The following is a 24340-nucleotide window of genomic DNA, read 5'->3' as shown; positions in this document are numbered from 1 at the left end:
TCTCACGCGTCCCGGCGAACCACGGCCAGCGTGCCGAACACGGCCGGAACCGCCAGCCATCCGACGACGACGGGCAGGGCACGGGAGAACGGATCGGTCGTCACCTGCGACGCGGCGGCGGAGAACGCGAGGCCGGTCAGGTCGAACCGCACCCAGATGTCGAGCACGGCCAGCACCAATCCCAGCAGCAGGAGGACACCCAGCGTGAGAGCGACGCCGGCCGCGGTGTTGCGCACCAGCAGCGTCACGGCGTACGCGAACAGTCCCACGAGAACGCAGTATCCGACCTCGCCGCCCAGCAGGCTCAGCACTGTGCCCAACGGCACGTCGGTCAGGCCTGCCCGGCGCAGCAGAGGTAAGGCAGCCGCGTAACCCAGCGACAGTGACAGCGTTGCCAGCAGGGCCACCGCCACCGTCACCACCAGCGCCTTGGCGGCCAGCACCTCGATCCGGCGCGGCGCTGCCACGAACGTCACCCGGATCGCGCCTCCGGCGTACTCCGAACCGAGCACGAGCACCGCCAGGACGAGCAGGGGAATCCGGAGGACGGCCGAAGGCCAGCCGAAGACATCGGCGGCGGCGTCCCGCGCGGTCAGGCCCTCGGCGAACGCCGGGTCGGTGTAGGCGGACCCCGCGAGCACGGCGCCCCCGATGGCGAGGATCACCGCCGCGACAGCGCAGGCCCGGAAGGAGCGCAGCGTGCGCACCTTCAGCCACTCGGCCGCGAACAGGTGCGCCGCCCTCATCGCGGGAGCCTTTCCACGAGGTGGCGGGCATGGTTCTGGGTCAGGGCGAGGTACGCGTCCTCCAGTGAGGCGGGCACGGTGACGTTCTCCAGCAGCAGGATGCCGGCGCGGTGCGCCAGTACGGCGACGCCGGCGGCGTCCATCCCGGTGACTTCGAGGCCGCCGTCCGGCTGCCGGGCGACCGCGGCGCCGTGCTCGCGCAGCAGCCTCTCCAGGTCCTCCGGCCGGTCCGTGCGGGTCTGCACCGTCCGGGTCGCGTTGCGGGAGATCAGCTCGGCGACGGGGGCGTCCGCGATGATCCGTCCCCGGCCGAGCACGATGAGCCGATCGGCGGTCTGCGCCAGCTCACCCATGAGATGGCTGGAGACCAGGATCGCGCGCCCCTCCCGGGCCAGTGACCGCAGCAGGGATCGGATCCAGATGATGCCGTCGGGGTCCATGCCGTTCGCCGGCTCGTCGAGCAGCAGCGCCGCCGGATCACCCAGCAGCGCCGCGGCGAGGCCGAGCCGCTGACGCATGCCCAGCGAGTATCCGCCGACGCGCCGCCCGCCCACGTCGGCCAGCCCGACCATCTCGAGCAGCTCGTCGGCGCGCCGGTCGGCGATGCCGTGCGTACGGGCCAGGGTGCGCAGGTGGTTGCGCCCGCTGCGGCCCGGATGAATCGCCTCCACGTCGAGCAGCGCACCGACGGCCCGCAACGGCGCGTCCAGGTCCTGATACCGCCGGCCGTCGATCAGGCACCGCCCGGACGTCGGCCGGTCCAGGCCGACCATCAGGCGCATCGTCGTGGACTTGCCCGCGCCGTTGGGGCCGATGAACCCGTTGACGACACCCGGTTCCAGCCGGAACGACACGTCCTCGACCGCGGCCACGGCGCCGTACTTCTTGGTCAGTTCTCGCACTTCGATCACGGGAACGACGCTACGGACGCCGCGGCTCGCAGCCATCCGACCACGGTGCCCTTCGCCCGTGGTACCGCGGTACCACGGGCCGCTGTCAGGTGACGCGGCGAAGCGGCGCGCTGTACTCGACGCCGTCCTCGTGGACCAGGTGACGCAGCCGCCCGATGTCCGGGAAGGCCCCGTCGATCGGGTGGGCGAGCAACCGGCTGATCGCCGTTCCGTACTTCGCCATCGAGCTGCGACCCGGCATGGTGATCGACAGTTCCTCGCCGGCGGCGGATTCCCGCACCTCCATGCCGGCGGGCAGGACCGCGGCGCCGTGGACCGCGGTCCGCACCAGCCAGCGGGTGCCGTCCCCGGCGAGCGCGGACCCGGGAGCGAGGATCCGCCAGGGCGTACCGGCCGGCGTCGCGCCGCACGACGTCACGGCCTCGATCAGCTCGTCGGTCGCGGCGGTCAGCGCCGCCTCGGTCAGCTCCCACTCCTGCCGGTCCTCACCGAACGGGGTGACCGGCGCCGGTCTCGACACCACGGTCATCGCCGGGACGTGCCGCACGCACGGCTGCGGCCGGGTCCGCAGCAGGTCCCGCGCGGTCCGGATCGCCTCGTCCTGCTCGTCGCGCTGCCGCTGGACGTGCGCGGCGTGCTCGCTCAGCAGAGCGGGCGCGGCGTCCGGTTCGGCGAGCGCCCGCCGGACCTGCGGGACACCCAGGCCGGCCTGCCGGAGCACGGTGATCAGCATGGCCTGCTCGACCTGGTCGAAGGTGTACGAGCGGTAGCCGGTCTGCTCGTCGACCCGGGCGGGGACGAGCAGACCTTCGGCGTGGTAGTACCGCAGCGTCTGCGCGGAGAGGTGCGTCATCTCGCTGAAGTCTTTGATCGACAACATGATGTCAGGGTGAGCCTTGCAGCGGGCACAAGGTCAAGCCGGACCTACTCCTTGACACCGAGGTGTTCCAGCGGCGGCGTGCGCAGCAGGTAGCCGATCGGGAGGATCGTCGTGGTCAGCGCCAGCAGCGCGGCGCCACCGGCCACGATGATCAAACCCAGCGGGGGTACGTACGGAACGAGGTCGCCGGTCAGAGCACGAACCACCGCGACGAGAGTGAGGGCGGCGACGGACCCGCCGATCACCACGGCGACGCCGAGCAGACCGGCCTGTTCGGCGTGCACCATCCGGCGGACCTGCCGTGGCGTCACCCCGACGATGCGCAGCAGCCCCAGTTCGCGGCGGCGAGCCAGCGCGGCCATCACCATGGTGTTCGCCACCGCCAGGACGGCGTAGCCGACCATCACGCCGATGAGCATCCGGTTGAGCCAGGCGGACAGGGCGAGGTCGGCGGCGAGCCGGCCGGCACGCTGACCGGTGTCGATCAGCGTCGCCCCGGGGCCGAGAGCGGTCAGGCGTGGGTCGAGGGCGGCGCCGGGAGCGAGCCTCACGAGCACCTCGTCGTCGGTGGCGCGGGCAGTGTGGCCGATCACCACGTCGTGCGGCAGCACGATGTCACCGAACCCGAGTCCACGGTCGTAGATCGCCGCCACACGCAGCGTCACCGGGGTGCCGTCGCCGAGCCACAGCGGCACCCGCTCCCCCAGGTCCCAGCCCTGACTCGCGGCCCGGATGCCGGAGACCGCGATCGCCGGGCCCCGCAGGTCCGCCATGCTGCCTTCGGTGACACCCAGGTCGAAGGCGGAGACGTCGTCCACCGCCATCACCGGCACGGTCTCCGATTCCCCACCGAAGATCTTCACGACGACGGAGGTACGCCGCACGGCGGTCACCGACCGCACTCCGGGCAGCTCGCGGGCCTTCGCCGCCGTCGCGGGCGCGAGACCGGCCGGTGAGCTGACTGCCCAGGGGGCGAGCAGGCCGTCCCGGGCCTGGACGACAGCGCTGCGCTCCAGGTTGTCCTGGACGAACCAGACCGAGCCCCCGAAACCGACCGCGAGCACGAGCCCGGTCAGCACGGTGGCCGTTCCCCGGGCGTTGGCGCGCAGATTGGCGACGGCCAGGTGACCGCCCGCGCCCCAGATCCGCGACAGCAGCGGCTGCAGCACGCGGGTCGCCGCCCGATTGATCCAGGGAGCCAGCAACGCGACTGCCATCACGTACAGATAAAGCATGCCGATCGCCCCGGCGAGGGCGACCTGACCGCCGGCGCCCACCGTGACGGTGCTGGAACCGACCGCGCCCGCGACCACGATCAGGCCGCTGACCAGCCGGACCCGGTTGCGGCCGGCGGGTTCGACGGCGGCCTCCCCGAGGGCCTCGACCGGGCGGATCCCGGTGATCCGGCGCGCCGCGACCAGCGCTGCCAGCACCGCGACCAGGATCGTGGTCACGGCGACGGCCGCTGCCGACAGGAGACCGGGCGCCATCGGGAAACCCTCCGGCAGGAAGCCGCGCATGGTCAGTTCGCGCTGCACCCAGCGGACGGCGAACAGGCCCGCCGGCACGCCGAGCGCGGCACCGGCGGCGGCGATCAGCGCGGCTTCGGCCGTCACCATCCGGCGCACCTGGGCCGGCGTGGCGGCGATGGCACGCAGCAGAGCGAAGTCGCGGCGGCGGTGGCGCACGGAGAGACCGACGGTGCCGGCGACCACGAAGACGACGAGCATCACGACGTAGCCGCCGAACGAGGCGCCGATCTGCACCAGCAGGCCGGCGGCCACCGTGTCACCGGTGTGTTCGAGCCGGCCACGGGCATCACCGGTGAACACCTCGGCGCCGGCTTCGGCAGCCAGCCGGTCAATCGCGGCGCGGTCGGCCCCGGGCTCCAGCGTGAGACCGACGGCGTCGGCACGGCCCGGGCGCGGCGCCAGCGTCGTCGCCCGGCCCTCGGTGAAGAACACCCGGGCCGTCGCGGCCTCGACGATGCCGCTGATCCGATAGCCGGCGGCGACACCGCCGGCCACCAGTTCGGTACGGGCGCCGGGTGCCGAACCGGCGGCGGTGCGCGCGTCGAGCACGACCTCGTCGTCCCGCTGCGGCGCCCGCCCGGCGATCAGGCGGTACGGCGCGAGCGCGGCACTGTCCCAGCCGTGGCCGGTGGCCGGACCCGCCGCGGTCAGCAGCGGGATGCTCCGGTCGGCGACGGCGGCCGACACGCCCGGCACCTGCCGCAGGCGCTGCGCCAGACCGGCTTCGAGCGTGCCGCCCTCGGGCAGATCCACCCGGCTGGTCAGCGTGGTTCCGTCCAAGTCCTTGCCGGTCACGGTGATCTCGGGACGGGCGACGACCAGGTCGGCGGCGGCGTAGTGCCGTGGCTGCGGCCGGTGCAGCAGCCCGGACTCGACCAGCACGGCCATCGAGACGAGGATCGTCGCGCCGGCGGTGAGGGCGAGGAAGGTGGCGAACGCGGATCCCGGGCGGTGCCGGAGCATCCGGAAGGCAAGGCTGATCATCGGAGGGCTCCCCGGAAGTCGAGTGCGGTGAGCTGCTCGGCGATGCGGGCCGCGCCCGGCTGCGGGGTGTCGGACACGATCCGGCCGTCCGCGAGGACCAGGACGCGGTCGGCGTACGAGGCGGCGACCGGATCGTGGGTGACCATGACGACCGTCTGGCGGTGCTCGTCGACGACCGCCCGCAGCAGCGCGAGGACCTCGGCCGCGGTGTTGCTGTCGAGCGCGCCGGTGGGTTCGTCGCAGAAGATCACGTCGGGCCGGGTCGCCAGGGCCCGGGCGATCGCGACGCGCTGCTGCTGACCGCCGGACAGCTCGGCGGGCCGGTGACGCAGCCGATCGGTCAGGCCGATCCGCTCGATCACGGAGGCGAGCCAGGCCCGGTCGGGGGTCGTGCCCGCGAGTCGCAGCGGGAGCAGGATGTTCTCCTCGACGGTGAGCGCGCCGATCAGGTTGAACGCCTGGAAGATGAAACCGATCCGATCACGACGTAGCTCGGTGCGTCCGGCCTCGCTCATCCGGGAGATCTCGGTGTCGCCGATCCAGACCTGGCCGCCGGTGGGCCGGTCGAGACCCGCGGCACACTGCAACAGCGTGCTCTTGCCGGAACCCGACGGGCCCATCACCGCCACGAAGGTGCCCCGGCCGAAGGTGGCGTCGACGCCGGCCAGAGCGGTCACCGCCGCAGAGCCCGCGCCGTACGTGCGGGTGAGTTTCTCGACCCGGACCGTCATGTTCTCGCCTCCGTGTTTCGTGGACGTCGGTGCACACGGAGAACGCTATGGAGATCGGCGGCCGGCTCCCATCCCGCTGGCCGCCCGATCAGGGGTACAGCAGGCGCTACCGCCGCGCGGTGCCGTCGAGGTAGTGCAGCACCGCGGTGACCCGGCGGTCGACCTGGTCGGTGGGGGCGAGGCCCAGCTTGGCGAAGATGTGGCGGATGTTCTTGTGCACCGCGCCGTCGGTCACGAACAGGCGTTCCGCGATGGCGGAGTTGCCGAGCCCCTCGGCCATCAGGGAGAGCACTTCGCGTTCGCGCGGGGTGAGCCGGCCCAGTGCGGCGTCGGGCCGGCTGCGGGCCAGCAGCTGGCCGACCACCTCGGGGTCGATCGCCGTGCCGCCGCCGGCCACCCGGTGCAACGCGGCGAGGAACTCCTCGACCCGGCCGACCCGTTCCTTGAGCAGGTAGCCGAGCCGCTCGGCGCCGCCGGCCAGCAGCTCGGTGGCGAAGGTCTGTTCCACGTACGCGGACAGGACGAGCACCGCGAGGCCGGGACGCAGGCCGCGGGCCTCACGGGCGGCCACGATGCCCTCGTCGGTGTGGGTGGGCGGCATGCGCACGTCGACTATCGCGACGTCCGGCTCCTGTTCACCCACCGCCGCGAGGAACTCCGCGGGTGTGCCGGCGGTGGCCACCACGTCGAGGCCCTCGGCCCGCAACAGCAGTGCGAGGCCTTCCCGCAGCAGGGCGTCGTCCTCGGCGATCACGATCCGCACGGCAGCTCCACCTTCATCGTCGTCGGCCCACCCGGTGGGCTGGTCAGGGCGAACCGCCCGTCGTGCGCCTCGACCCGGCGGCGGATGCCGGCCAGCCCGGAGCCGGAGCTCTCGTCGGCGCCGCCCCGGCCGTCGTCGCCGACATCGATCACCAGTTCGTCGCCGGCGATGCGCACCGCGACGGTCACCCCGGTGGCGCCGCTGTGCTTCACCGCGTTGGTCAGCGCCTCGGCGACCACGAAGTAAGCGGTGGCCTCGACCGACACCGCGCAGCGGGCCGGCAGGTCGACGGTGAGCCGGCAGGGCAGAGCGCAGCCGGCCACGAGACCGTCGAGGGCGCCGGCCAGACCCCGGTCGTCGAGCACCGGCGGGAGGATGCCGCGGACCACCGTCCGCAGTTCGCCGAGCGCCTGCTCGGCGGCCTGCTGGGCGCGATCGAGCAGTTCCGCGCCGGTCGCCGGGTCGCGGGCCAGCGCCCGGCGCGCCGCACCGAGCAGGACGGTGACCGCGACCAGCCGGTTCTGGGTGCCGTCGTGCAGCGAGCGCTCGATGCGGCGCAGCTCGGCGGCGTGAGCGTCGAGGGCCGCGGCTCGGGTCGCCGTCAGCTCGACGACGCGCAGGCTCAGATCGGCGCCGGGAAGCGGGCCCAGCAGGCGGCGGCCCGGCCATGCCTGCGCCCGGGCCAGTCCCCCACCGGCGATGAGCAGCACGGCCAGCCAGCCCACCCCGACCAGTGCCACGCCGATCGATTCGGCTCGGCTGTCGACGTTCCAGAACGGGATGTTCGGGGCGGCCTCGCCCGGCGGCACCAGGTGGTACCAGAACGGGAACGTCAGGGACTGCACGGCCGAGAGCGGCAGCAGCAGCCCGAACAATCCCACCACGAAACCGAACGTGGCGTGCACCGGCAGCCAGGCCAGCTCGCGGCGGACAGCCGGATCACGCAGGGCGTCGAGTGTCCGCTCCGGTATCGGCGCCGGGCCGACGATGCCGGGACCCCAGCGGGCCAGGCGTCCGCGCTCGCGGTCGGCGATCGAGCGCACGATCCGCAGCGAGCCGCCGATCAGCGGTAGTCCCACCCCGACCAGGCTCAGAACCACGACGGTGAGCAGCCAGAACAATCCCGCCATGGCCAGGATCGAGGTGCCGAGGCCGCCGACGAGATGTTCCAGCGCGTCAACCGCGTCACGCACCCGCCGCCGCATGCCACCTCCCGCTTCGTGCCGTGCTTCGTGCTCCGTGCGGAAGACTAGGCGCTGTGCGGCCGCCGGGCAGTACAGCAGGCTGTACCACTGATCGTCGCGGTGGCGGGATCGTCACGGCGTGCCCGGATTCCTAGCGTGGAGTCATGACGAATCGCGACCACCTGCGCCCAGCGCTCTGGCTCCTGCTGATCATCAGTCTGGCGATCAACGCCGTCACCTCGTCGATCGGGGCGACGGTCGTCAGCCTCGCCTTCGGGCTGATCACACTGGCGTGCGGCGCCGGGCTGGTGGCCGACCACTACCGGCGCCGGGAGCGCTGAACGGTGTCGGGTCGCTGCGGCATCTCGCCGAGCACCCGGCCGAACAACGCCTCCCGCAGCGCCACCTCCCGCGGGTCGTCCCACAGGTGGAAGCCGAGCCGATTCATGGCGTAGGCGAAACCGATCCCGGTGTCCGGGTCGGCGAAGCCGAACGAGCCGCCCAGACCCATCGTGCCGAACGCCGTACCGGAGGCGGATCCGAACCGGAACGCCGGGAACGGCTTCACATACCCCAGCGAGTACTGCGTGGGCAGGCGCAGCACCTCGTCAGCGAGTCCCCGCGACGGCGTCCGGGCCGGGTTCTTCAGCGCGTCCAGCGTCGAGGTGGTGAGCCCGAGCCCGGCGCCACCGGCCGCGGCGTCGCCGTAGAGCCGCGCGATCGATCGCACCTGCCCGATGCCGTTGACCGCCGGGATCTCCGCGGCCTGCACGTCGGGCCGGTTGATGTTCTCGGGGACGCCGAGCACCCGCGGGTTCTGGAACGCGCGGGCGGTCAGGCTCCGCGGGTTCGCGAACGCCCACGCGAATGCGGGCGGCATCGCCGTGATGTGCAGCATCATCTCCCAGGTCCGGAAGCCGTGGATCCGGGCGATGCGGCCGCGGTCGGCGTGCTCCGGCAGGCCGATGTGGAAGTCGAGGTCCAGTGGCGCGGCCACCTCCTCGGCGAAGAACCGGCCCAGGTGGCGGCCGTGCGGGTCGACCCGGCTGACGAGTTCGCTCTCGTACCAGCCCAGCGTCTGGCCGTGATAGCCGTGCCGTTCCCCGGGCGTCCAGGCCGGGCGCTGTTCCGCCAGCGCGGCGGCCAGCGTCACGGAACCCGACAGGTCGGCCAGATCGAGCGGGCGGTCGATGACCGGCAGGCCGGCCTGGTGGGAGAGCAGCTGGCGTACCGTGACATCGCCTTTGCCGGAGGCTGCGAACTCGGGCCAGTAGGCGGCCACCCGCTCGTCGTAATCCAGCAGGCCGCGTGCGTGCAGCACCGCGACCGCCATCGACGACACACCCTTGCTCGTGGAGAAGACCGGCACCATCGTGTCGCTCCTCCACGGCTCGCGGGTCACCCCGTTGCGGTAGCCACCCCACAGGTCGACCACCTTGCGGCCGTCGCGGTAGACCGCGCAGGCGGCGCCGACCTCCCGGCCCTGCTCGAAGTTGCGCCGGAACGCATCGGCGACCGGTCCGTAGCCCTGCTCCACATCACCGTGAACCATGGCCGACGGCACGTGCACTTTGAGAACCAAGTCGATCTCTCCTCGCTCGTAAGACACCGAACGGTGGCACGCAGCACAGAGCCGTACCAGGGATCGAGGGTCCCTGGCAGCGGCGACTTAAGATCACGAGGTGAATCGCGAAGAGTTGGCAGACTTTCTGCGACACCGCCGGGCGGCCCTCACCCCCGCTCACCGCACGCCCCGCCGGACCCGGGGGTTGCGGCGCGAAGAGGTCGCCGAACGCGCCTACATCTCGATCGACTACTACACCCGGCTCGAACAGCGGCGCGGCCCGCGTCCGTCACCCGAGGTGGCGTCGGCGCTCTCCCGGGCGCTGGATCTGACCGTCGACGAGCGCGATCACCTGTTCCACCTGATCGGCCACAACCCGCCCCAGCAGACCGCCGTCCTCGACCGGGTCGATCCGGGGCTGCGCCGGGTGCTGCACGCGCTCGACGGCAATCCCGCGATGGTCATGTCGAACCTGGCCCACACGCTGTTGCAGAACCCCTTGGCCCTCGAACTGTTCGGTGACCAGACGCACTACACGGGTCTGGAACGCAGCGGCTACTTCCGGTGGTTCATGGTGCCGCAGGAACGCGGCATCTATCCCCCGGACATCTACGCCGCCCAGAGCGCCACCTACGCCGCCGCGGTCCGGGCCGCGGCGGACCTGGAACCCGATCCCGCCGAAGCCGAGCAGATGATCGCGACGCTGCTGGCCGAGAGCGCCGAGTTCCGCGGCCTGTGGGACAACCATGAGGTTCGGCTCTGCCGGCAGGAGACCACGTCGCTGCTGCACCCGGTGGCGGGCCGGGTCGACCTCGACTGCGAGGTCGTCTTCAGCCACGACCGCCGGCAGCGCATCCTCGTCTTCACCGCCCGCGACGGCACGGACCTGCGCGACCTGATCACCCCCGGCCGGCCGGCCGGCGCTGCGGGATGACGCCCTCCGCACGTAACGCGGCCAGCAGCGGTGGCAGACAGACAGCGGCCGTCCGGGCGTAGCCCGCCGGGGAAGGGTGGAAGCGATCGGCGCCGAACATACGTACCGGATCGGCTTCGAAGAAGGGGTTGAGCAGTTCACCCAGGGCGATCGGGTAACCGCCGGCGGCCTCGATCTCGGCTGTCTGCGCGGCGGCCAGCCACCGGCTGCGCAGGGATGCCAGCCAGCGCAGCGGCGGTCGTAGCGGCGGCAGGATGCGCAGGTCCGGGCAGGTACCGACGATGACGTGACAGCCGGTGGCCCGCAGTCGCCGGACAGCGTCGCCGAGATGGCGTGCCGCCGCTCCGAGCGACGCGAACCGGGTGACGTCGTTGCCACCGACGAAGATGACCGCGACATCCGGCTCGTGGGTGAGCGCGGCGCGTACCTGGTGCGGCAGATCCGCGGACATGGCGCCGACGAAGGCCGGCTGACGCAGCCGGACCGGCCGGCCCGCGTGCCGGGCGAGGGCGGTTGCCAGCAGGACACCCACGGTCTCCCGCCGCCGGCCGGCCCCGTAGCCGCAGGCGAAGGAATCGCCGAGAACCACCATCGTCAGGGGCGGGCCGGGAAACCGCGAGCCGATCAGGCCCTCGGCCCGGGGCGGCGGCTGCATCGCGACGGGAACGATGCGTTGTACGCCGCGCGCCTGTCCGGCGATGACCACGACCGTGCCGGCGAGCGAGGCGAGCATCGCACCGAGGATGAGAAGTCGCATGCGCTACTCCATTCGACTTCGCATATGCGGGCGGTTCCTGCCCGCGGACGCCGAACGTTCGCATATGGAGCGTGACCCAACCAGGGATCACCGATCCCTGGCAGCCGATCCGTCACCCCTCCCGGATGAGGTGTTTCCCGGCCCCAGCCCGCAGGATCCGGAAAGACGCACCTGATCGCTCAGAAGGAGTGCTGTTGATGAAGGTCTGGCCCGGGCTGCGGGTGCCCGCCGGCGACCTGGACCGGATCGTCACCCGGCTGTTCCTCACCCACGGCGACCGGCAGCGCAACCTGACGAACTTCTGGGTCCTGCTCACGCTCGCCGCGGTGATCGCCTCGGCCGGCGTGGTCGCCGACTCCACCGCAACCGTGATCGGCGCGATGATCGTCGCGCCGCTGATGACACCGATCCTGGGCACGGCCCTGGCGATCGTCCTGGCCGACCGGCGGCAACTGGTCTTCCACCTCGGTCTGACGCTCGCCGGCGCCGCCGCCGTGGTGGCCGTCGGCTACCTGCTCGGCACCATCATCCACATGGACGTCACCGCCGCGACGAACTCGCAGGTCGCGTCCCGGGTCAGCCCTCGGCTCATCGACCTGCTCGCGGCCCTGGCCACCGGTCTGGTCGGCGGCTTCGCGCTGATCCGCTCGGACGTCTCCGACACCCTGCCCGGCGTGGCGATCGCGATCTCCCTCGTCCCGCCGCTGGCGGTCGTCGGCCTCACCGCCGAGTCCGGCGCCTACAGCGAATCGGTCGGGGCTCTGCTGCTGTTCGGCACCAACGTCGCCGCGATCATCGCCACCGGCACCGCGATCATGGTCGCCGCCCGGCTGCAGGAAGCGGCCCGGGCGGCAGGCCTGCCGGTCGGAACGCTCGGCCGCAAGACGGTGGCCACCGTCGGGCTGGCGCTGCTGCTGGTCGCCGTGCCGCTCGGGTACGGCAGCTGGCAGGTTCTGCGGGAACAGCAGATCCTCGGCAAGGCTCAACCGGTCGCCCAGCGGTGGGCCGCCGAGGAGGGCTGGCAGCTCACCGACCTCCAGGTACGACGCGGCATCCTGCAGGTGGTGGCGATCGGCCGGCCACCCGAAGCCGACCAGACCGCTCTGCGCGAAGACCTCGACACAGCCGGTCTCAGCGACGTCGAGGCCGTCGTGACCCTCGTGATCGGCGGTTCGAAGACGTTGCCGCCCGGCTAGCGAAGGCCCGGCCGCAAGCACCGCGAAGCCGACGAGCGGAGCGCTCGGCCTGCTGGCCTGCGTCGGCCAGATCCTGCGTTCCCCGGTCCGACCAGGTAAGTTGGTGGCAGGTGTGCCGGGAAGCCTGGTCGGCGATGTCATCATCGTGCCCTGCTGAAGGAGTCCCGTGACCGGCAAGCCATCTCGTCCTGCCCACCATCTGTTCGGCCGGGGCACCTGGCCCGAGGTCAGCCGTATAGGCGACATCCTGCGTGCGGAGACGGTCGGCGGGGCGCTGTTGCTCGGCGCGGCGGTGCTGGCGCTGGCGTGGGCGAACTCGCCGTGGGCGCCGGCGTACCAGGATCTGGTCGCGTTCAAGATCGGCCCGCATGCCCTGCACCTGGATCTGACGCTGGCGCAGTGGGCTGCGGACGGGCTGCTGGCGATCTTCTTCTTCGTCGCCGGCCTGGAGCTGAAGCGCGAGTTCGTCGCCGGTGACCTGCGTGACCCGCGGCGGGCGGTGCTGCCGGTCGCCGCCGCCGTCGGTGGCATGGCGGCACCGGCGTTGATCTACGTGGCGATCAACGGTGGCATGGCGGGAGGGGCGTTGTCCGGATGGGCGGTGCCGACCGCCACCGACATCGCGTTCGCCCTCGCCGTCCTCGCGGTGATCTCCACTCATCTGCCGGTGGCGCTGCGGACGTTCCTGCTCACCCTCGCCGTGGTCGACGACCTGCTGGCGATTCTGATCATCGCGGTGTTCTACACCAGTTCGCTGCAGCTGCTGCCGCTGGCCGCGGCCCTGGTGCCGCTGGGGTTGTTCGCGGTGCTGGTGCAGCGGCGGGTCCGGTCGTGGTGGCTGCTGCTGCCCCTCGCGGCGGCGACCTGGACGCTGGTGCACGCCTCCGGGGTGCACGCCACGGTCGCCGGGGTACTGCTCGGCTTCATGGTGCCGGTGATCCGCCGCAGCCCCGGTGAGGGACCCGGCCTGGCCGAGCACTTCGAGCACCGCTGGCGGCCGGTGTCGGCCGGTTTCGCGGTGCCGGTCTTCGCGTTCTTCGCCGCCGGGGTGTCGGTCGCCGGCGCCGGTGGGCTCGGCGAGACCCTGCGTGACCCGGTGACGATCGGCATCGTCGCCGGGCTGGTGGTGGGCAAGTGCGCCGGGGTGCTCGGGTCGACGTGGCTGGTGCAGCGGTTCACCCGGGCCACCCTCGGCGACGGGGTGAGCTGGTGGGACGTCTTCGGCCTGGCACTGCTGGCGGGGATCGGGTTCACGGTGTCGCTGCTCATCGGCGAGCTCGCCTTCGGCTCCGGCAGTGAGAAGGACGAGCACGCCCGCATCGGCATCCTCGCCGGGTCACTGCTCTCCGCGTTGCTGGCGATGGTGGTGCTGCGTGCCCGCAACCGGCACTACCGGCGGATCTGCGCCGAGGAGGCACGCGACACCGACGCCGACGGTATCCCCGACTTCTGGGACGACGACACCGTGCGGCGCTGACGGCGGGGACTTCCCGCCGGGTGCGGGCAGGCGTACGGTGAGCCCTAGGTGTGCCGGGAAGTCTGGTCGGCGGTCATGTCCGCACGACCACGGAAGGCTTCCCATGTCCCGCGAATCCGCGCTGCGCGCCGCCGGTCTCACGAAACGGTACGGGCGTCTCACCGCCCTCGATGACCTCACCCTGGACGTCGCCGCCGGCGAGGTGTTCGGGTTCCTCGGCCCGAACGGCGCCGGCAAGTCCACGACCATCCGGCTGCTGCTCGGCCTGGCCCGTCCGACGGCCGGCCGGGCTCGGGTGTTCGGCGCTGACGCGGCTGACACCGTCCGCGCGCACCGGCTGCTGGCCTATGTTCCCGCGGACGTCGCGTTGTGGCCGCGGCTCACCGGCGCCGAGATCCTGCACCTGCAAGCGGCCATCGGCCCCGGCATCGACGCGGCGTACCAGGCGGAGCTCGTGGAACGCTTCGCGCTCGATACGTCGAAGCCGGCTCGTACCTACTCGACGGGCAACCGGCAGAAGGTGGCGCTGGTCGCGGCGTTCGCGACCAGGGCGCCGCTGCTGGTGATGGACGAGCCGACCAGTGGCCTCGATCCGCTGATGGAACGCGAGTTCCGCGCCGCGGTACGGCAGGCCCGCGACCGAGGGCAGACGGTGTTCCTCAGTTCGCACCAGCTCGCCGAGGTCGAAGCCGTCTGCGACCGGGTCGGCATCCTGCGCGCCGGCCGCCTCGCCGAGGTGGCGACGATCAGCGAGCTGCGCGGTCTGCACCGCAGCGAGGTGACGATCTCCTACACCGGTGTCGCACCCGATCTGACCGCGATCCCCGGCATCGCCGCGGTGCAGCCGGCCGGCGACGGGCGGCTGCGGTTCACGCTCGCCGGAGCGCCCGCCCCGGCGCTGCGGGCGCTCGCCGCCGCCGACGTCACCGCCCTGGCGGTGCGGGAGCCGAGCCTCGAGGAGATCTTCCTCGACTACTACGGGGAGCAGGTGGCGGCGCGATGAACACCGGCACGCTGCCGGCCGTCTCCACCGCCGGCCTCACCACCGCTGCCGCACCCGGCCGGGCCGTCACCGGGTTGGCGGTCCGCCAGATCCGGCGCGGCGGCCTGATCGTCGTCGGGCTCAGCGCCGGCATGACCGCCCTGGTCACCGCCACCTATGCGCAGGTGATGGCGGACCCGGCGGCCGCCGGCAGCCTGCGGGCCCTGGCCGGCAACCCGGCGATCCGGACGCTGTTCGGCGCACCGGTCGGCCTGGACACCGCCGGCGGGTTCACGGTGTGGCGGGTCGGCACCGTCATCGCGGTGCTGATCGGTGTGTGGTCGATCCTGGCCGTCACCCGGATCACCCGCGGCGAGGAGGACGCCGGCCGCTGGGATGTGCTGCTGTCCGGGCGTCCGACGATGTCCGCCGTGATGATCCGGCATCTAGCCGCCGTGATGGTGGTCGCGGCCGCCACCGCGATCGCCATCACGGCCGTCCTGCTGTTGTCCGGCACCGCGCCGGCCGGTGCGGTCCTGCACGGTGCCGGCACCGGTCTGCTCGGGATGTTCTTCGCCGCGGTGGCCGCGCTCAGCTCTCAGGTCTTCTCGGCGCGGCCGCCGGCGACCGGCGCCGCCGTGACGGTGCTCGGCCTCGGCCTGCTGGCCCGCATGATCGGCGACGGGGTCACCGCGCTTGCCTGGCTGCACTGGTTCTCGCCGTTCGGGCTGCTCGCCCGCAGCGGCCCCTATGTCCACGATCGTGTTCTGCCCCTGGCGCTCCTCGCCGCGATCACCACCCTCGTCGCGGCGCTGGCCCTGGTCACGGCAGGCCGCCGCGACGTTCAGGGCGGTCTTGTCCCGGCGAGGTCCGGGCGCCGGGCGCGGACGCTTCTGCTGGCGAGCGTGGAGACCTTCGCCGTACGCCGGGCGCTGCGACCCCTGACCGGCTGGATGATCGGCATCGGCGCCTACTACCTGCTGATCGGATTGACGGCGGTGTCGGTCACCGGCTTTCTGCACGACAACCCGGCCCTGGCCGGCGAAGCTTCACAAGCCGGGTTCGAGGGCCTGGGCAGCATCACCGGATTCGCCGCCACCCTGTTCGCCATCCTCGCCCTGCCCGTGGGTGGATTCACCGCCGTACGGATCAGCGCGTTCGTCGCCGCCGAGACCGACGGCCGGCTGACCCTGCTCGCGAGCCGGCCGGTCACCCGGGCACGCCTGATCGGCGCCGAGGCCGTCGCCACCGGTGTGGCCGCCGTGGTCCTGCTCATCGGCGCCGGACTGGCCACCTGGATCGGCGTCACCACGATGGACGGCGACCTCCCGGTGGACGCGGCGCTGCGCGGCACCGGGAACGTCCTGCCGATCGCGCTGCTCAGCCTAGGCGCGGCGGTCTTCGCGGCCGGCTGGGCCCCACGCTGGACCGGACTCGTCGGCAGCCTGCCGGCGATCGGCGGATTCCTGCTGCTCGTCGTCGCCGAGAGCGTCGCCGCACCCGCGTGGGTGCGGGACATCTCCCCGTTCGACCACCTCGCGCCGGTGCCTCTGACCGGACCCGACCTGACCGCGTCGGCGGCCATGCTCGCTGCCGCAGCGGTGCTGGGTGTCGCCGGAGTCGCCGGTTATCGCCGTAGAGATCGGTGACCCCTCACCCCTCGCGGTTCCGGAACCGGGGGTTTGTTTGATCCATTGACAATCGTTTCCGGCGAATGACAGGTTGGTGATCGATAGGTTTCGTTCGCGACCGATGGGGAGCGATAGTGCGCGATCACGTTCGACGGAGGGTCGCCGCCGTGGCCTCCCTCGCCCTGGTGACGGGCAGCCTCGCGCTGACCCCGGCCTCACCCGCAGGCGCCCACACCACCGACCGGCGATCACAGACGGTCATCTCCGGTGACGCCCGATTCCAGGTCCTGTCACCCACGCTGATCAGGACCGAGTACTCCCCCGGCGGCCACTTCGCCGACCAGGACACCCACAACGTGATCGGCCGCGACGACTTCCGGCCCACCCGCTTCACCAAGCGGATCTCGCACGGCTGGCTCACCATCGACACGGGCGCCGCCACCGTGCGCTACCGGGTCGGTTCCGGGCCGTTCGATCACGACAATCTCCTGGTACGGCTGACCGCCGGGCGCCAGCCGGTCACCGCCGCGCCATGGGCGGGCCTGGGAACGCCCGAGTGCGCGGCCGGCGTGCTGTGCGAAGCCGAAGACCTGGCACTGGCCGGGATGAGCGTCGCCACCGACCACCGGGACTTCACCGGGACGGGCTTCGCGGCGGGGTTCGAAGGCACCGGATCCGCGCTCACCTTCGCCGCCACCCCGGCCACCGCGGGCACCCGGCAGTTGAGCGTCCGCTACGCCAACAGCACCGGTGGCGACGGCCAGAACGTCAGCCGCACCCTCACCGTCACGGTCGACGGCGCGGCGGCAGGCACGCTCACCCTGCCGCCGACAGCGAACTGGGACACCTGGTCGCTCGCCTCGGTTCCCGTGGATCTGACGGCCGGTCGCCATCAGATCGCGCTGGTCCGTACCCCATCTGATTCCGGCAATGTGAACATCGACAGCCTTGCGCTGCTGGGGACGGGCGAGGCGTACCCCGCGCCGGTGCCGCCGAGCCCGCAGCCGTGCGCGTTCGGCACGCTCTGTGAGGCCGAAGCGGGCGCGCTCACCGGTGGGGCGAAATCCGCCGACGACCACAACGGATACGCGGGCGACGGCTTCCTGGCCGGCCTGGAGCGCACCGACGCCGGGGTGGCGCTGACCGTGACCGGGGTGCCGGCCGCCGGCGACTACCGGGTGCAGCTGCGCTACGCCAACGGGCAGGCCGGCAGCCAGCCGGTGCAGAGCCGCACGGTGTCGGTGACCGCGAACGACGGACCCGCGGTCACGGCCACGCTCGCGCCGACGAGCGGGTGGGACTTCTGGCGTACTCAGCAGGTGACCGTGAACTTGCGAGCGGGGACGAACACCGTGGCGCTCGGCTGCCCGACGGAGTCCAGCTGCCATGTCAACGTGGACACCGTGGCGGTCACCGCCCGTACCGCGCCACTGCTCGCGCCGCACGCGCCGCTCGGGGGCTACCGGCGTGGGCTGGACGGGGTCAACGGTGGCGCCCGGACGTACGCCGGCCTGCTCTTCCAGGACGGCTGGTCGCTCCTCGACGACTCTGCTTCCCACACATCGGCCGATCATCAGGACGGCTATGTCTTCGCCTACGGACAGGACTACCGGCGCGCGCTGCGGGAGCTGTCCACCCTGACCGGTCCCACGAAACTGCTGCCGAAGTGGGCGTACGGCGTCTGGTACTCCGAGTACTACGACCGGACCGCCGCCGAGTTCACCGACATCGTGAACCGGTTCCGCGCCGAGGGTGTGCCACTGGACGTGCTCGTGGTCGACACCGACTTCAAAGCGCCGGACAGGTGGAACGGCTGGTCAATCGACGAGACGCGGTTCCCGGACTGGAACGCGTTCGCTTCTTCTCTCCGCAAGCAGGGCATCCGCACCGGCCTCAACATCCACCCGAGCATCCTCGGCTCCGACCCGGCGTTCCCGCGGGCACAGGAGATCGCCAAGGGCAGGCTGCAGCGCACCGGCTGCAACAGCGGACCCGACTGCTACGTCTTCGACTTCGGCGACGCCGACCAGCTGAAGGCGTACTTCTGGCTGCACGACCAGATGAACGCCGACGTCGACTTCTGGTGGCTGGACTGGTGCTGCGACGGATCCCGCTCATCGCGGACCGACATCACCGGCGACACGCTGATCAACAAGGAGTACGCCGACCGCACCGGTTTCGCGTTCTCCCGGGCGTACGGGTCGCTGCAGGCGGGCGGCTACGGCAACCCCGGCCCGGTGCCGACCGGTCCGTGGGCGGACAAGCGCACGACGCTGCACTTCACCGGCGACACCATCTCCAACTGGGAGACGCTGCGGTTCACCGTCGGCTACACCCCCGCCGAGTCGGCGGCCACCGGCCTGGCCGCCGTCAGCCATGACATCGGCGGGCACACCGGCGGGCTGCAGGAGCCGGGCAGCGAGCCGGGCAGCACGAAACTGCCCGACGACCTGTACGCCCGGTGGGTGCAGGCCGGCACCTTCCAGCCGATCGACCGGCTGCACTCCAACCACAGCGACCGGCTGCCCTGGCAGTACGGCGAAGCCGCGCAGGCGTCGGCGAAGAAATTCCTGAACCTGCGCAAGAAACTGCAGCCCTACACGTACGCGGCGGCGGCCGAGGCGACCCGCACCGGCACCCCGATCACCCGGGCCATGTACCTCGCGTACCCGCAGGAGCAGGAGGCGTACGCCTTCGCCGGCAGCCAGTACCTCTACGGACCGGACCTGCTGGTGGCGCCGGTGACCACGCCGGGCACGACCGCGTCGACCACGGTGTGGTTCCCGCCCGGCAGCACCTGGACCGACTACTTCACCGGCAAGAAGTACCGGGGCGGCACCACCGCCGCGATCACCACAACCCTGGACACGATGCCGGTCTTCGTCCGTTCCGGCGCCGAGCGCCCGGCCTGAGGCCGCTACCAGCCGGTCCCGAGTCCCGGAGCGGGAACGAAGATCTTTCGTTCCCGCTCCGGCTCGCTGCACCGTGAACTCGAAGTCGCCGCCGACGATGCGTCAAGGCCGGCCGAGCGCATTCCCCAAAGGCCACGACCGATTTCGGTACGGACGGAGCGCCCCCGCAGGCGGCCGCCGAGTCATGATTGGTGGCTCCGCAGCGCGGGAAGTTTGGCTCTGCCTACCCTTGGACGGAAAGCCCTGAGCCGAACCGGCCGTACCGCCGGCCTCGTCCGGGAACCCAGCTCTAGAGGAATGCAACGCATGATCAGTGTGCAGGACTTCGCTCGACGACTCAGTGACCTCGGCCCCGTGGCGGTGAGCAGCCACGACATCGAGGATCTGGCCGACGCGGCGGGGGTGCGCATCGACCCGGGCCGGGGGCTCGACGCCGGCCAGGCCCAGCGGCTGCTGGACCTGCTGTCACCGCCGGTGGCCGTCACCGCGGCGGCGATCGTGGGGCCGGTCTGGCCGCCGCCGGAGTCGGAGGCGGCGCGCCCCGCCGTGGCTCCGGTGGTGTTCTCCAGCCCCGGGGCGGTCGACGCACCCGATGACCAGCCGGCCCGGCCGCGCAGGGCCGGGCGCCCACCCGCCGACCGGCGACGCGGGCGACGCCCGAAGTAAAGGGTGAGGTCGTGTACCAGGAATGGGCGTCCGCGCTCCCCCACGTCGTGGCGTGGAGGAGCGTCACCCCGCCCGGCGCGGGTCCGAAGCGGATCCTGCCGGACGGCTGCCTGGACCTGATCTGGCAGGACGGCACGGTCTTCGTCGCCGGGCCGGACACGACCGCCCAGATCGGGCTCGCCCCAGCCGGTAGCCGGCATGCCGCGCTGCGGTTCGGCGCCGGGACCGGGCCCGGTGTGCTGGGCGTGCCGGCCTGCGAGGTGGTCGACCAGCGGGTGCCGCTGGACGCGCTGTGGCCCGCGGCCGAGGTGCGGGCCATCGCCGAGGCCGGCGATCCCGTCGCCGCGCTGACCGCTGCCGCGCGCCGGCGCTGGCAGGGCACCGATCCGGTGATGGTCGCCCTGGCCGGTGCCGCGCGGCGAGGGTTGCCTGCCGGCGTGGTCGCCGAGCGGTGCGGACTCAGCGCCCGGCAGTTGCAGCGGCGCAGCAACAACGCTTTCGGTTACGGGCCCAAGACGCTGCACCGGATCATGCGGCTGCAGCGGGCCGTCATGCTGGGCCGGGCCGGTCGGCCGTTCGCGACGGTGTCGGCCGAGGCCGGCTTCGCCGACCAGGCCCATCTCGCCCGCGAGGTGCGGGCGATGGCCGGCGTGCCGCTCACCGCGCTGCTCCGCTGAGGCGGCGTTACTCCGCTGAGGCGGCGTTACTCCGCTGAGGCGGTCCAGGCGAAGAGGTCCACGACGTTGCCGTCCGGATCTCGCACCTGGGCGTAGCGCTGACCCCACGGGGCATCCCAGGGCGCTTTCTCCGGCGGGTACCCGGCGGCGCACAGGTCGGCATAGGTGCTGTCGACCTCGCCGGGGTCGGAGCAGAGGAACGCCCAGCCTCCGGAGGGCGGCCCCGGCCGGTAGCCGGGATCGAAGGACCGCAATGCGGAGTGCGTGTCGAACATGAGCCGGATGCCTCCGGCGGCTGTCGCCTCGGCGTGCGGCTCGTTCTCGGCGCCGGCCGGGAACTCCAGGCCGAGCCGGCGGTAGAAGGACAGGGACGCTGCCATGTCGGCCACGGCGAGGCCGATCGCGTTGAATGTAGGTGCCACGGATCCGACGGTACGAACTTCTCGCGGCCCCGTCTTGAACGAATCGGACACGTCACCGATCAGTCCGGGCGGATCTGCCGAAGACGGTCCAGCCCGGCTCGATGTCGATCAGGTCGCCGGTGATGGCCTCGAGATCCGCGGCGGGGTCTGCGGCCTCCCGCAACCGGTGGAAGCGTTCATCGAGGTAGCGCTGGTGGTCGGCGGCCGTCTCCCAGCCCGACACGACGAGGAATTCCGCCTCCGCGCCCTCGGCGAGAACGCCGCCCCGCATGCCGCCGGACGCTGCCATCCCAGGATTCCAGACCAAGGCCTGCATTTGTACGAAGTGGTCACGCCGATGTCCGCGCACCCGGCAATGTGCCAGCCGCAGCAGCGAGGATCCGGCGAGACCGGCGGGCAGACCGGCGGCGATGCCGAGCCTCTGATCGAGGACACGGACGCTGATGTCGCCGAAGGTGCCCGCCTGAGCGGCGGCGATCCGGTCGTGGGCGCCGTCCATGAAGGCCTGATAGGCGGCCGGGTCGCTCCAGAATCCGAAGATCTGCGCCACGCCGGGCGTCTCCCTGCTCCATCCGCCGCCCTGGCCCAGGAAGCCGTCGACGCTGTGGAGCTGAGCCCACGCTCGCTGGCCGAGGTCGAACGCCGCACGGCCGGTCACCCGGCACGTGATCCATTTGACCAGCACGGAGCCACCCTACCCACCCGCGATGCTCGCGCTGCCGCGCACGGCCGCGGCCTCCGATCCGGCTACCGCCCCGAACTGACATCCGGGTCCGCAACGCCGGCCTCTCGCCGGCGCCTGACCGCGAGAAGGATCAGACCGGCGGCGAGCAGCGAGGGGCCGCCGATCAACGCCACGTCGTCCAGCCGGCCGTTCAGGTCCTGGCTGGCGTAGTCCTCCTCGAGCACCAGCGTGTAGAGCAGAAAGCCACTGACGGCGAGCAGAGCGGCGGCGAGACCGATCAGGGTCTTCTGCCGGGACAGCCGGATCCCCGCGACGATGAGGGCGGCGAACACGGCGACCACCGCGAGGTGCCAGTTCTGGAACTCCATCAGTCTCCACCCATCATCGACCGAGCCGTCGACAGGCACGCTAACAGCGGGACGCACGCACTCGGTCACCGCCTGCGGCTACCCGCCTCCGTCCGCGGCGAGGAGTTGTGCCGTGCGTTCCATGCAGCGTTTCCGGGCGGGCGACAAGTCGTAGGGCATCTTGGTGACTGCTTCGCGGGCGCTCATCCGGACGCCTTCCTCCTCCGCGACGTCGGCGTCGTGGAGCTCGAAGAGCTTCTCCTCGGCCACGTCGAGCCCGGCTGCCTCGACGGCCCGGTCCAGGGCCATCTGGTGGGCACATCGCTGTACGGCGAGTTCCTCCACGCGGGGGTCGTCGGGTTCCGCGGTGTCGTCCAGGGCCGCCTCGGCCGCGTCCAGACGGTCCTGCTCGGCTCGCAGCTCGGGATGGGTGGCCAGCACGATGAACACGCTGGCCTGGATCGCGGCGCCCAGCGGGCCGAAGACGCGTTCGGTGACCAGCAACGCGTCCAGGTCGTCGGGGCGCAGCGTGCCCGGGGGCAGGTGGCCGAGCCGGTCGGTGACCAGCTCGGAGAGCAGTCCCAGTGGGCTTCCCACGGCCTGGAGACGCTGGACGGCCGCGCGCTGGCGTCTGATATCGGCCTCCTGGGCGGCCAGGGTCGCCTCCAGCCGGCCGAGCACGTCCCCGATCTCCCGAGTTCCTCCGAAGGCAGCCCGCACGTCGTCGAGGCTGATGCCGGCCTCCGCCATCCTGCGGATCCACAGCAGGCGGATCATGTCGTCGTAGCCGTAGCGGCGGCGACCGTCCACACCCCGCTCCGGCTCCGGCAGCAGACCGATCTGGTGGTAGTGGCGAATGGCGCGCGGCGTGGTCCCCGCGAAGACGGCGGCATCACCGATCTTGACCTGCCGGGGCGGCATGGCGAAGGAGTACGTCACAGCGGAAGCCTTTCGGGCCGAGGTGCCTCGATGAGATCACGTGCCGCTACGGCAGGTGCAACCCGGCGAGCAGGGAGCTGATCGACCGCCTCGATCCGTCCTCCGCCGACGACACTCCCCGCGAGTGGCGGGCGCCGCAGGATTCCGATGAGAGCCGCCCTCGCCGCCGGGACACACGGAACGGGCGCGTTCGGAGCCACTCCGAACGCGCCCGTCACATCACCGTCACGCGGCGCCGGAGCTTCGGCGGAACAGCGGGATGATGACGGCCGCCACGGCCAGGTGCATCGCGGCAAGCGTCACCCGCGTGCCGGTGGTCGCCTCGGAGGCGATGACCGGGAAGAACGACAGCGCCGTGACGATGCCCGCGATGACCGTCCAGATCGTCACGCCGCGCGCGGACCGCTCGAGCAGGGCGAGCAGGCCCCAGGCGAGAAGCCCGACGAACACCACGGCGAAGACGACCGAGATAAGGCTGATCGACATGACGCCCTGACCCTGATCGACCTCGAGCGGGGCGCCGGCCGCCGTGGCGATGCCCCAGATCGCGACTGCCGCCACGAGGGCGATGCCGATCGCGACCAGCCGGGTGCGGACTGTGGATCTGCCGGCGACGCTGGTGGTACGGGCTTCGATGGGCATGACGCGCTCCTCGATTGTCGGTGATGCCCATGCCGTGAGCAGGCATGTCGGTAATGGACGGCCGATCTAGCGCGGCGCGGCACGTCGCACCCGCGCCAGATGTGACCGTACCAGAACGTTCCGAAGCTAACTATTCCGAAGATAACTAAAACTGGTTGCGGACGAGATAATCTCGTCCAGCACCGTTGCTATGCTTCCCGGATGACGACCAGCCACAATGAGGCGCCCGCCCGTGACGGCCTGATGCCGGACGGCGCACCCGACGTCATGTTCCTGCTCTCCTGGGTCAACCACGCCCTCGCGCTGGAGAACGCCGCCGGCCTCTCCGAGCTCGGCATCAGCACTCGCGCCTACTGCGTGCTCTACAAGGGCATGACCGGTGAGTTCACCCAGAGCCAGCTGGGTGACATGTGCGGCATCGACAAGACGACCATGGTCGTGACGGTGGACGAGCTGGAGCGCCTCGGTCTCGCCGAGCGCCGCCTGTCCCGCACCGACCGGCGGGCGCGGATCGTCGGGGTCACCCCGGCCGGTGAGGAGGTCGCCGCGCAGGCCACCACGATCGTGCAGCGGATCCAGGACGAGGTGCTGTCCACGGTGCCGGCCCGGGACCGGGCCGCCTTCATCCGGGTGCTGAGCCAGCTCGTCGAGGGCCGGTTGTCCACCTTCGTGCAGTGCGGCCCTCAGGTCCGCCGCCGGGTGGTCAAGGCGGGCTGACCGGCGGGGCCGTCCCGGTTCTCGCCCGGAACGGCCCGTCACACGCCTGGTGAACACCCAG

Annotated in this window: 24 protein-coding genes; 10 read left to right on the top strand and 14 right to left on the bottom strand. The window is 71.9% G+C overall.

The window, feature by feature from the left end:
• Window positions 1-2: 2 nt before the first annotated feature.
• The 7 genes from EP757_RS23060 to EP757_RS23030 all read right to left on the bottom strand — a co-directional run bounded on the left by EP757_RS23060 (window position 3) and on the right by EP757_RS23030 (window position 7752).
• Window positions 3-746 (bottom strand): ABC transporter permease, encoded by a 744-nt coding sequence (locus EP757_RS23060; protein ID WP_127549241.1) that lies wholly within the window; start codon window positions 744-746, stop codon window positions 3-5.
• Window positions 743-1657: an ATP-binding cassette domain-containing protein gene (locus EP757_RS23055; RefSeq protein ID WP_127549239.1), complete on the bottom strand. Its 915-nt coding sequence runs from the start codon at window positions 1655-1657 to the stop codon at window positions 743-745. Before EP757_RS23055 ends, EP757_RS23060 begins: the two co-directional genes overlap by 4 nt.
• Window positions 1658-1742: 85 nt before the next feature.
• Complete coding sequence (locus tag EP757_RS23050) at window positions 1743-2537, bottom strand: MerR family transcriptional regulator (RefSeq protein ID WP_127549237.1); 795 nt, start codon at window positions 2535-2537, stop codon at window positions 1743-1745.
• Between the two features lie 44 nt (window positions 2538-2581).
• Window positions 2582-5053, bottom strand: a complete 2472-nt coding sequence (locus EP757_RS23045; RefSeq protein WP_127549235.1) for an ABC transporter permease — start codon at window positions 5051-5053, stop codon at window positions 2582-2584.
• Window positions 5050-5784, bottom strand: a complete 735-nt coding sequence (locus EP757_RS23040; RefSeq protein WP_127549233.1) for an ABC transporter ATP-binding protein — start codon at window positions 5782-5784, stop codon at window positions 5050-5052. Before EP757_RS23040 ends, EP757_RS23045 begins: the two co-directional genes overlap by 4 nt.
• Window positions 5785-5890: 106 nt before the next feature.
• Complete coding sequence (locus EP757_RS23035; RefSeq protein ID WP_127549231.1) at window positions 5891-6547, bottom strand: response regulator transcription factor; 657 nt, start codon at window positions 6545-6547, stop codon at window positions 5891-5893.
• The gene (locus EP757_RS23030) at window positions 6535-7752 is read right to left on the bottom strand and encodes a sensor histidine kinase (RefSeq protein ID WP_127549229.1); all 1218 of its coding nucleotides are present in this window, start codon (window positions 7750-7752) and stop codon (window positions 6535-6537) included. Before EP757_RS23030 ends, EP757_RS23035 begins: the two co-directional genes overlap by 13 nt.
• 143 nt (window positions 7753-7895) lie before the next feature.
• Here EP757_RS23030 and EP757_RS43285 point away from each other — a divergent pair, with 143 nt between their 5' ends.
• Window positions 7896-8072, top strand: coding sequence for a hypothetical protein (locus EP757_RS43285; RefSeq protein WP_174262437.1), 177 nt, complete (start codon window positions 7896-7898; stop codon window positions 8070-8072).
• Here the strand turns inward: EP757_RS43285 and EP757_RS23025 are convergent.
• Complete coding sequence (locus EP757_RS23025) at window positions 8051-9313, bottom strand: serine hydrolase domain-containing protein (RefSeq protein ID WP_127549227.1); 1263 nt, start codon at window positions 9311-9313, stop codon at window positions 8051-8053. The two genes, EP757_RS43285 and EP757_RS23025, sit on opposite strands and share 22 nt — an antisense overlap.
• Before the next feature lie 100 nt (window positions 9314-9413).
• Here EP757_RS23025 and EP757_RS23020 point away from each other — a divergent pair, with 100 nt between their 5' ends.
• Window positions 9414-10229 carry a helix-turn-helix transcriptional regulator gene (locus tag EP757_RS23020; RefSeq protein WP_127549225.1) on the top strand — a complete coding sequence of 272 codons (816 nt, stop codon included), beginning with the start codon at window positions 9414-9416 and terminating at the stop codon, window positions 10227-10229.
• Here EP757_RS23020 and EP757_RS23015 read toward each other — a convergent pair.
• Complete coding sequence (locus EP757_RS23015) at window positions 10195-10986, bottom strand: SGNH/GDSL hydrolase family protein (RefSeq protein ID WP_127549223.1); 792 nt, start codon at window positions 10984-10986, stop codon at window positions 10195-10197. The two genes, EP757_RS23020 and EP757_RS23015, sit on opposite strands and share 35 nt — an antisense overlap.
• 197 nt (window positions 10987-11183) lie before the next feature.
• On the opposite strand from EP757_RS23015, the gene EP757_RS23010 reads away from it, so the two are divergent.
• From EP757_RS23010 to EP757_RS22980, 7 genes are all read left to right on the top strand, one after another.
• Window positions 11184-12182, top strand: coding sequence for a DUF389 domain-containing protein (locus EP757_RS23010; RefSeq protein ID WP_174262436.1), 999 nt, complete (start codon window positions 11184-11186; stop codon window positions 12180-12182).
• A 166-nt stretch (window positions 12183-12348) separates the two neighbouring features.
• Entirely contained in the window at window positions 12349-13659 is a 1311-nt protein-coding gene (nhaA, locus tag EP757_RS23005) for a Na+/H+ antiporter NhaA (protein WP_127549221.1), read from the top strand.
• 103 nt (window positions 13660-13762) lie between these two features.
• Window positions 13763-14662, top strand: a complete 900-nt coding sequence (locus EP757_RS23000) for an ABC transporter ATP-binding protein (protein WP_127549219.1) — start codon at window positions 13763-13765, stop codon at window positions 14660-14662.
• Window positions 14659-16290 (top strand): ABC transporter permease, encoded by a 1632-nt coding sequence (locus tag EP757_RS22995; RefSeq protein ID WP_127549217.1) that lies wholly within the window; start codon window positions 14659-14661, stop codon window positions 16288-16290. Before EP757_RS23000 ends, EP757_RS22995 begins: the two co-directional genes overlap by 4 nt.
• A gap of 149 nt (window positions 16291-16439) precedes the next feature.
• Window positions 16440-19184, top strand: a complete 2745-nt coding sequence (locus EP757_RS22990; protein WP_232049953.1) for a TIM-barrel domain-containing protein — start codon at window positions 16440-16442, stop codon at window positions 19182-19184.
• A 306-nt stretch (window positions 19185-19490) separates the two neighbouring features.
• A complete protein-coding gene (locus EP757_RS22985; RefSeq protein WP_127549212.1) occupies window positions 19491-19850 on the top strand; it encodes a hypothetical protein in 360 nt (119 codons plus the stop codon).
• Window positions 19851-19861: 11 nt separating this feature from the next.
• Complete coding sequence (locus tag EP757_RS22980) at window positions 19862-20527, top strand: helix-turn-helix domain-containing protein (protein WP_127549210.1); 666 nt, start codon at window positions 19862-19864, stop codon at window positions 20525-20527.
• Between the two features lie 26 nt (window positions 20528-20553).
• On the opposite strand, the gene EP757_RS22975 is transcribed toward EP757_RS22980, so the two are convergent.
• From EP757_RS22975 to EP757_RS43975, 5 genes are all read right to left on the bottom strand, one after another.
• A complete protein-coding gene (locus EP757_RS22975) occupies window positions 20554-21000 on the bottom strand; it encodes a VOC family protein (RefSeq protein WP_255435024.1) in 447 nt (148 codons plus the stop codon).
• Between the two features lies 1 nt (window position 21001).
• On the bottom strand, window positions 21002-21634 hold the full coding sequence (locus tag EP757_RS22970) for a YdbC family protein (protein ID WP_127549205.1): 633 nt from the start codon (window positions 21632-21634) through the stop codon (window positions 21002-21004).
• Window positions 21635-21696: 62 nt separating this feature from the next.
• Window positions 21697-22002, bottom strand: a complete 306-nt coding sequence (locus tag EP757_RS22965; protein WP_127549203.1) for a hypothetical protein — start codon at window positions 22000-22002, stop codon at window positions 21697-21699.
• A gap of 78 nt (window positions 22003-22080) precedes the next feature.
• Window positions 22081-22920 (bottom strand): MerR family transcriptional regulator, encoded by an 840-nt coding sequence (locus tag EP757_RS22960; RefSeq protein WP_197725354.1) that lies wholly within the window; start codon window positions 22918-22920, stop codon window positions 22081-22083.
• A 225-nt stretch (window positions 22921-23145) separates the two neighbouring features.
• Entirely contained in the window at window positions 23146-23562 is a 417-nt protein-coding gene (locus EP757_RS43975; protein ID WP_127549201.1) for a DUF6069 family protein, read from the bottom strand.
• 201 nt (window positions 23563-23763) lie between these two features.
• Between EP757_RS43975 and EP757_RS22950 the strand changes: the two genes are divergently transcribed.
• Entirely contained in the window at window positions 23764-24279 is a 516-nt protein-coding gene (locus EP757_RS22950; RefSeq protein WP_232049952.1) for a MarR family winged helix-turn-helix transcriptional regulator, read from the top strand.
• The last annotated feature ends 61 nt before the right edge of the window (window positions 24280-24340 follow it).

It is taken from the genome of Actinoplanes sp. OR16 (assembly GCF_004001265.1).
GTDB lineage: Bacteria > Actinomycetota > Actinomycetes > Mycobacteriales > Micromonosporaceae > Actinoplanes.
The sequence above is the reverse complement of the archived record's forward strand: the minus strand, read 5'-3'. Positions and strand labels throughout refer to the sequence as shown.

Bases quoted from the DNA above. Each gene is read 5' to 3' on its own strand.
- EP757_RS23010 (WP_174262436.1), top strand. From the start codon at position 11,184: ATGAAGGTCTGGCCCGGGCTGCGGGTGCCCGCCGGCGACCTGGACCGG.
- EP757_RS23030 (WP_127549229.1), bottom strand. From the start codon at position 7,752: ATGCGGCGGCGGGTGCGTGACGCGGTTGACGCGCTGGAACATCTCGTC.
- EP757_RS43285 (WP_174262437.1), top strand. From the start codon at position 7,896: ATGACGAATCGCGACCACCTGCGCCCAGCGCTCTGGCTCCTGCTGATC.
- EP757_RS43975 (WP_127549201.1), bottom strand. From the start codon at position 23,562: ATGCCCATCGAAGCCCGTACCACCAGCGTCGCCGGCAGATCCACAGTC.
- EP757_RS22985 (WP_127549212.1), top strand. From the start codon at position 19,491: ATGATCAGTGTGCAGGACTTCGCTCGACGACTCAGTGACCTCGGCCCC.
- EP757_RS23040 (WP_127549233.1), bottom strand. From the start codon at position 5,784: ATGACGGTCCGGGTCGAGAAACTCACCCGCACGTACGGCGCGGGCTCT.
- EP757_RS23045 (WP_127549235.1), bottom strand. From the start codon at position 5,053: ATGATCAGCCTTGCCTTCCGGATGCTCCGGCACCGCCCGGGATCCGCG.
- EP757_RS23050 (WP_127549237.1), bottom strand. From the start codon at position 2,537: ATGTTGTCGATCAAAGACTTCAGCGAGATGACGCACCTCTCCGCGCAG.
- EP757_RS22995 (WP_127549217.1), top strand. From the start codon at position 14,659: ATGAACACCGGCACGCTGCCGGCCGTCTCCACCGCCGGCCTCACCACC.
- EP757_RS22950 (WP_232049952.1), top strand. From the start codon at position 23,764: ATGACGACCAGCCACAATGAGGCGCCCGCCCGTGACGGCCTGATGCCG.
- EP757_RS22965 (WP_127549203.1), bottom strand. From the start codon at position 22,002: ATGGAGTTCCAGAACTGGCACCTCGCGGTGGTCGCCGTGTTCGCCGCC.
- EP757_RS23060 (WP_127549241.1), bottom strand. From the start codon at position 746: ATGAGGGCGGCGCACCTGTTCGCGGCCGAGTGGCTGAAGGTGCGCACG.
- EP757_RS23000 (WP_127549219.1), top strand. From the start codon at position 13,763: ATGTCCCGCGAATCCGCGCTGCGCGCCGCCGGTCTCACGAAACGGTAC.
- EP757_RS23015 (WP_127549223.1), bottom strand. From the start codon at position 10,986: ATGCGACTTCTCATCCTCGGTGCGATGCTCGCCTCGCTCGCCGGCACG.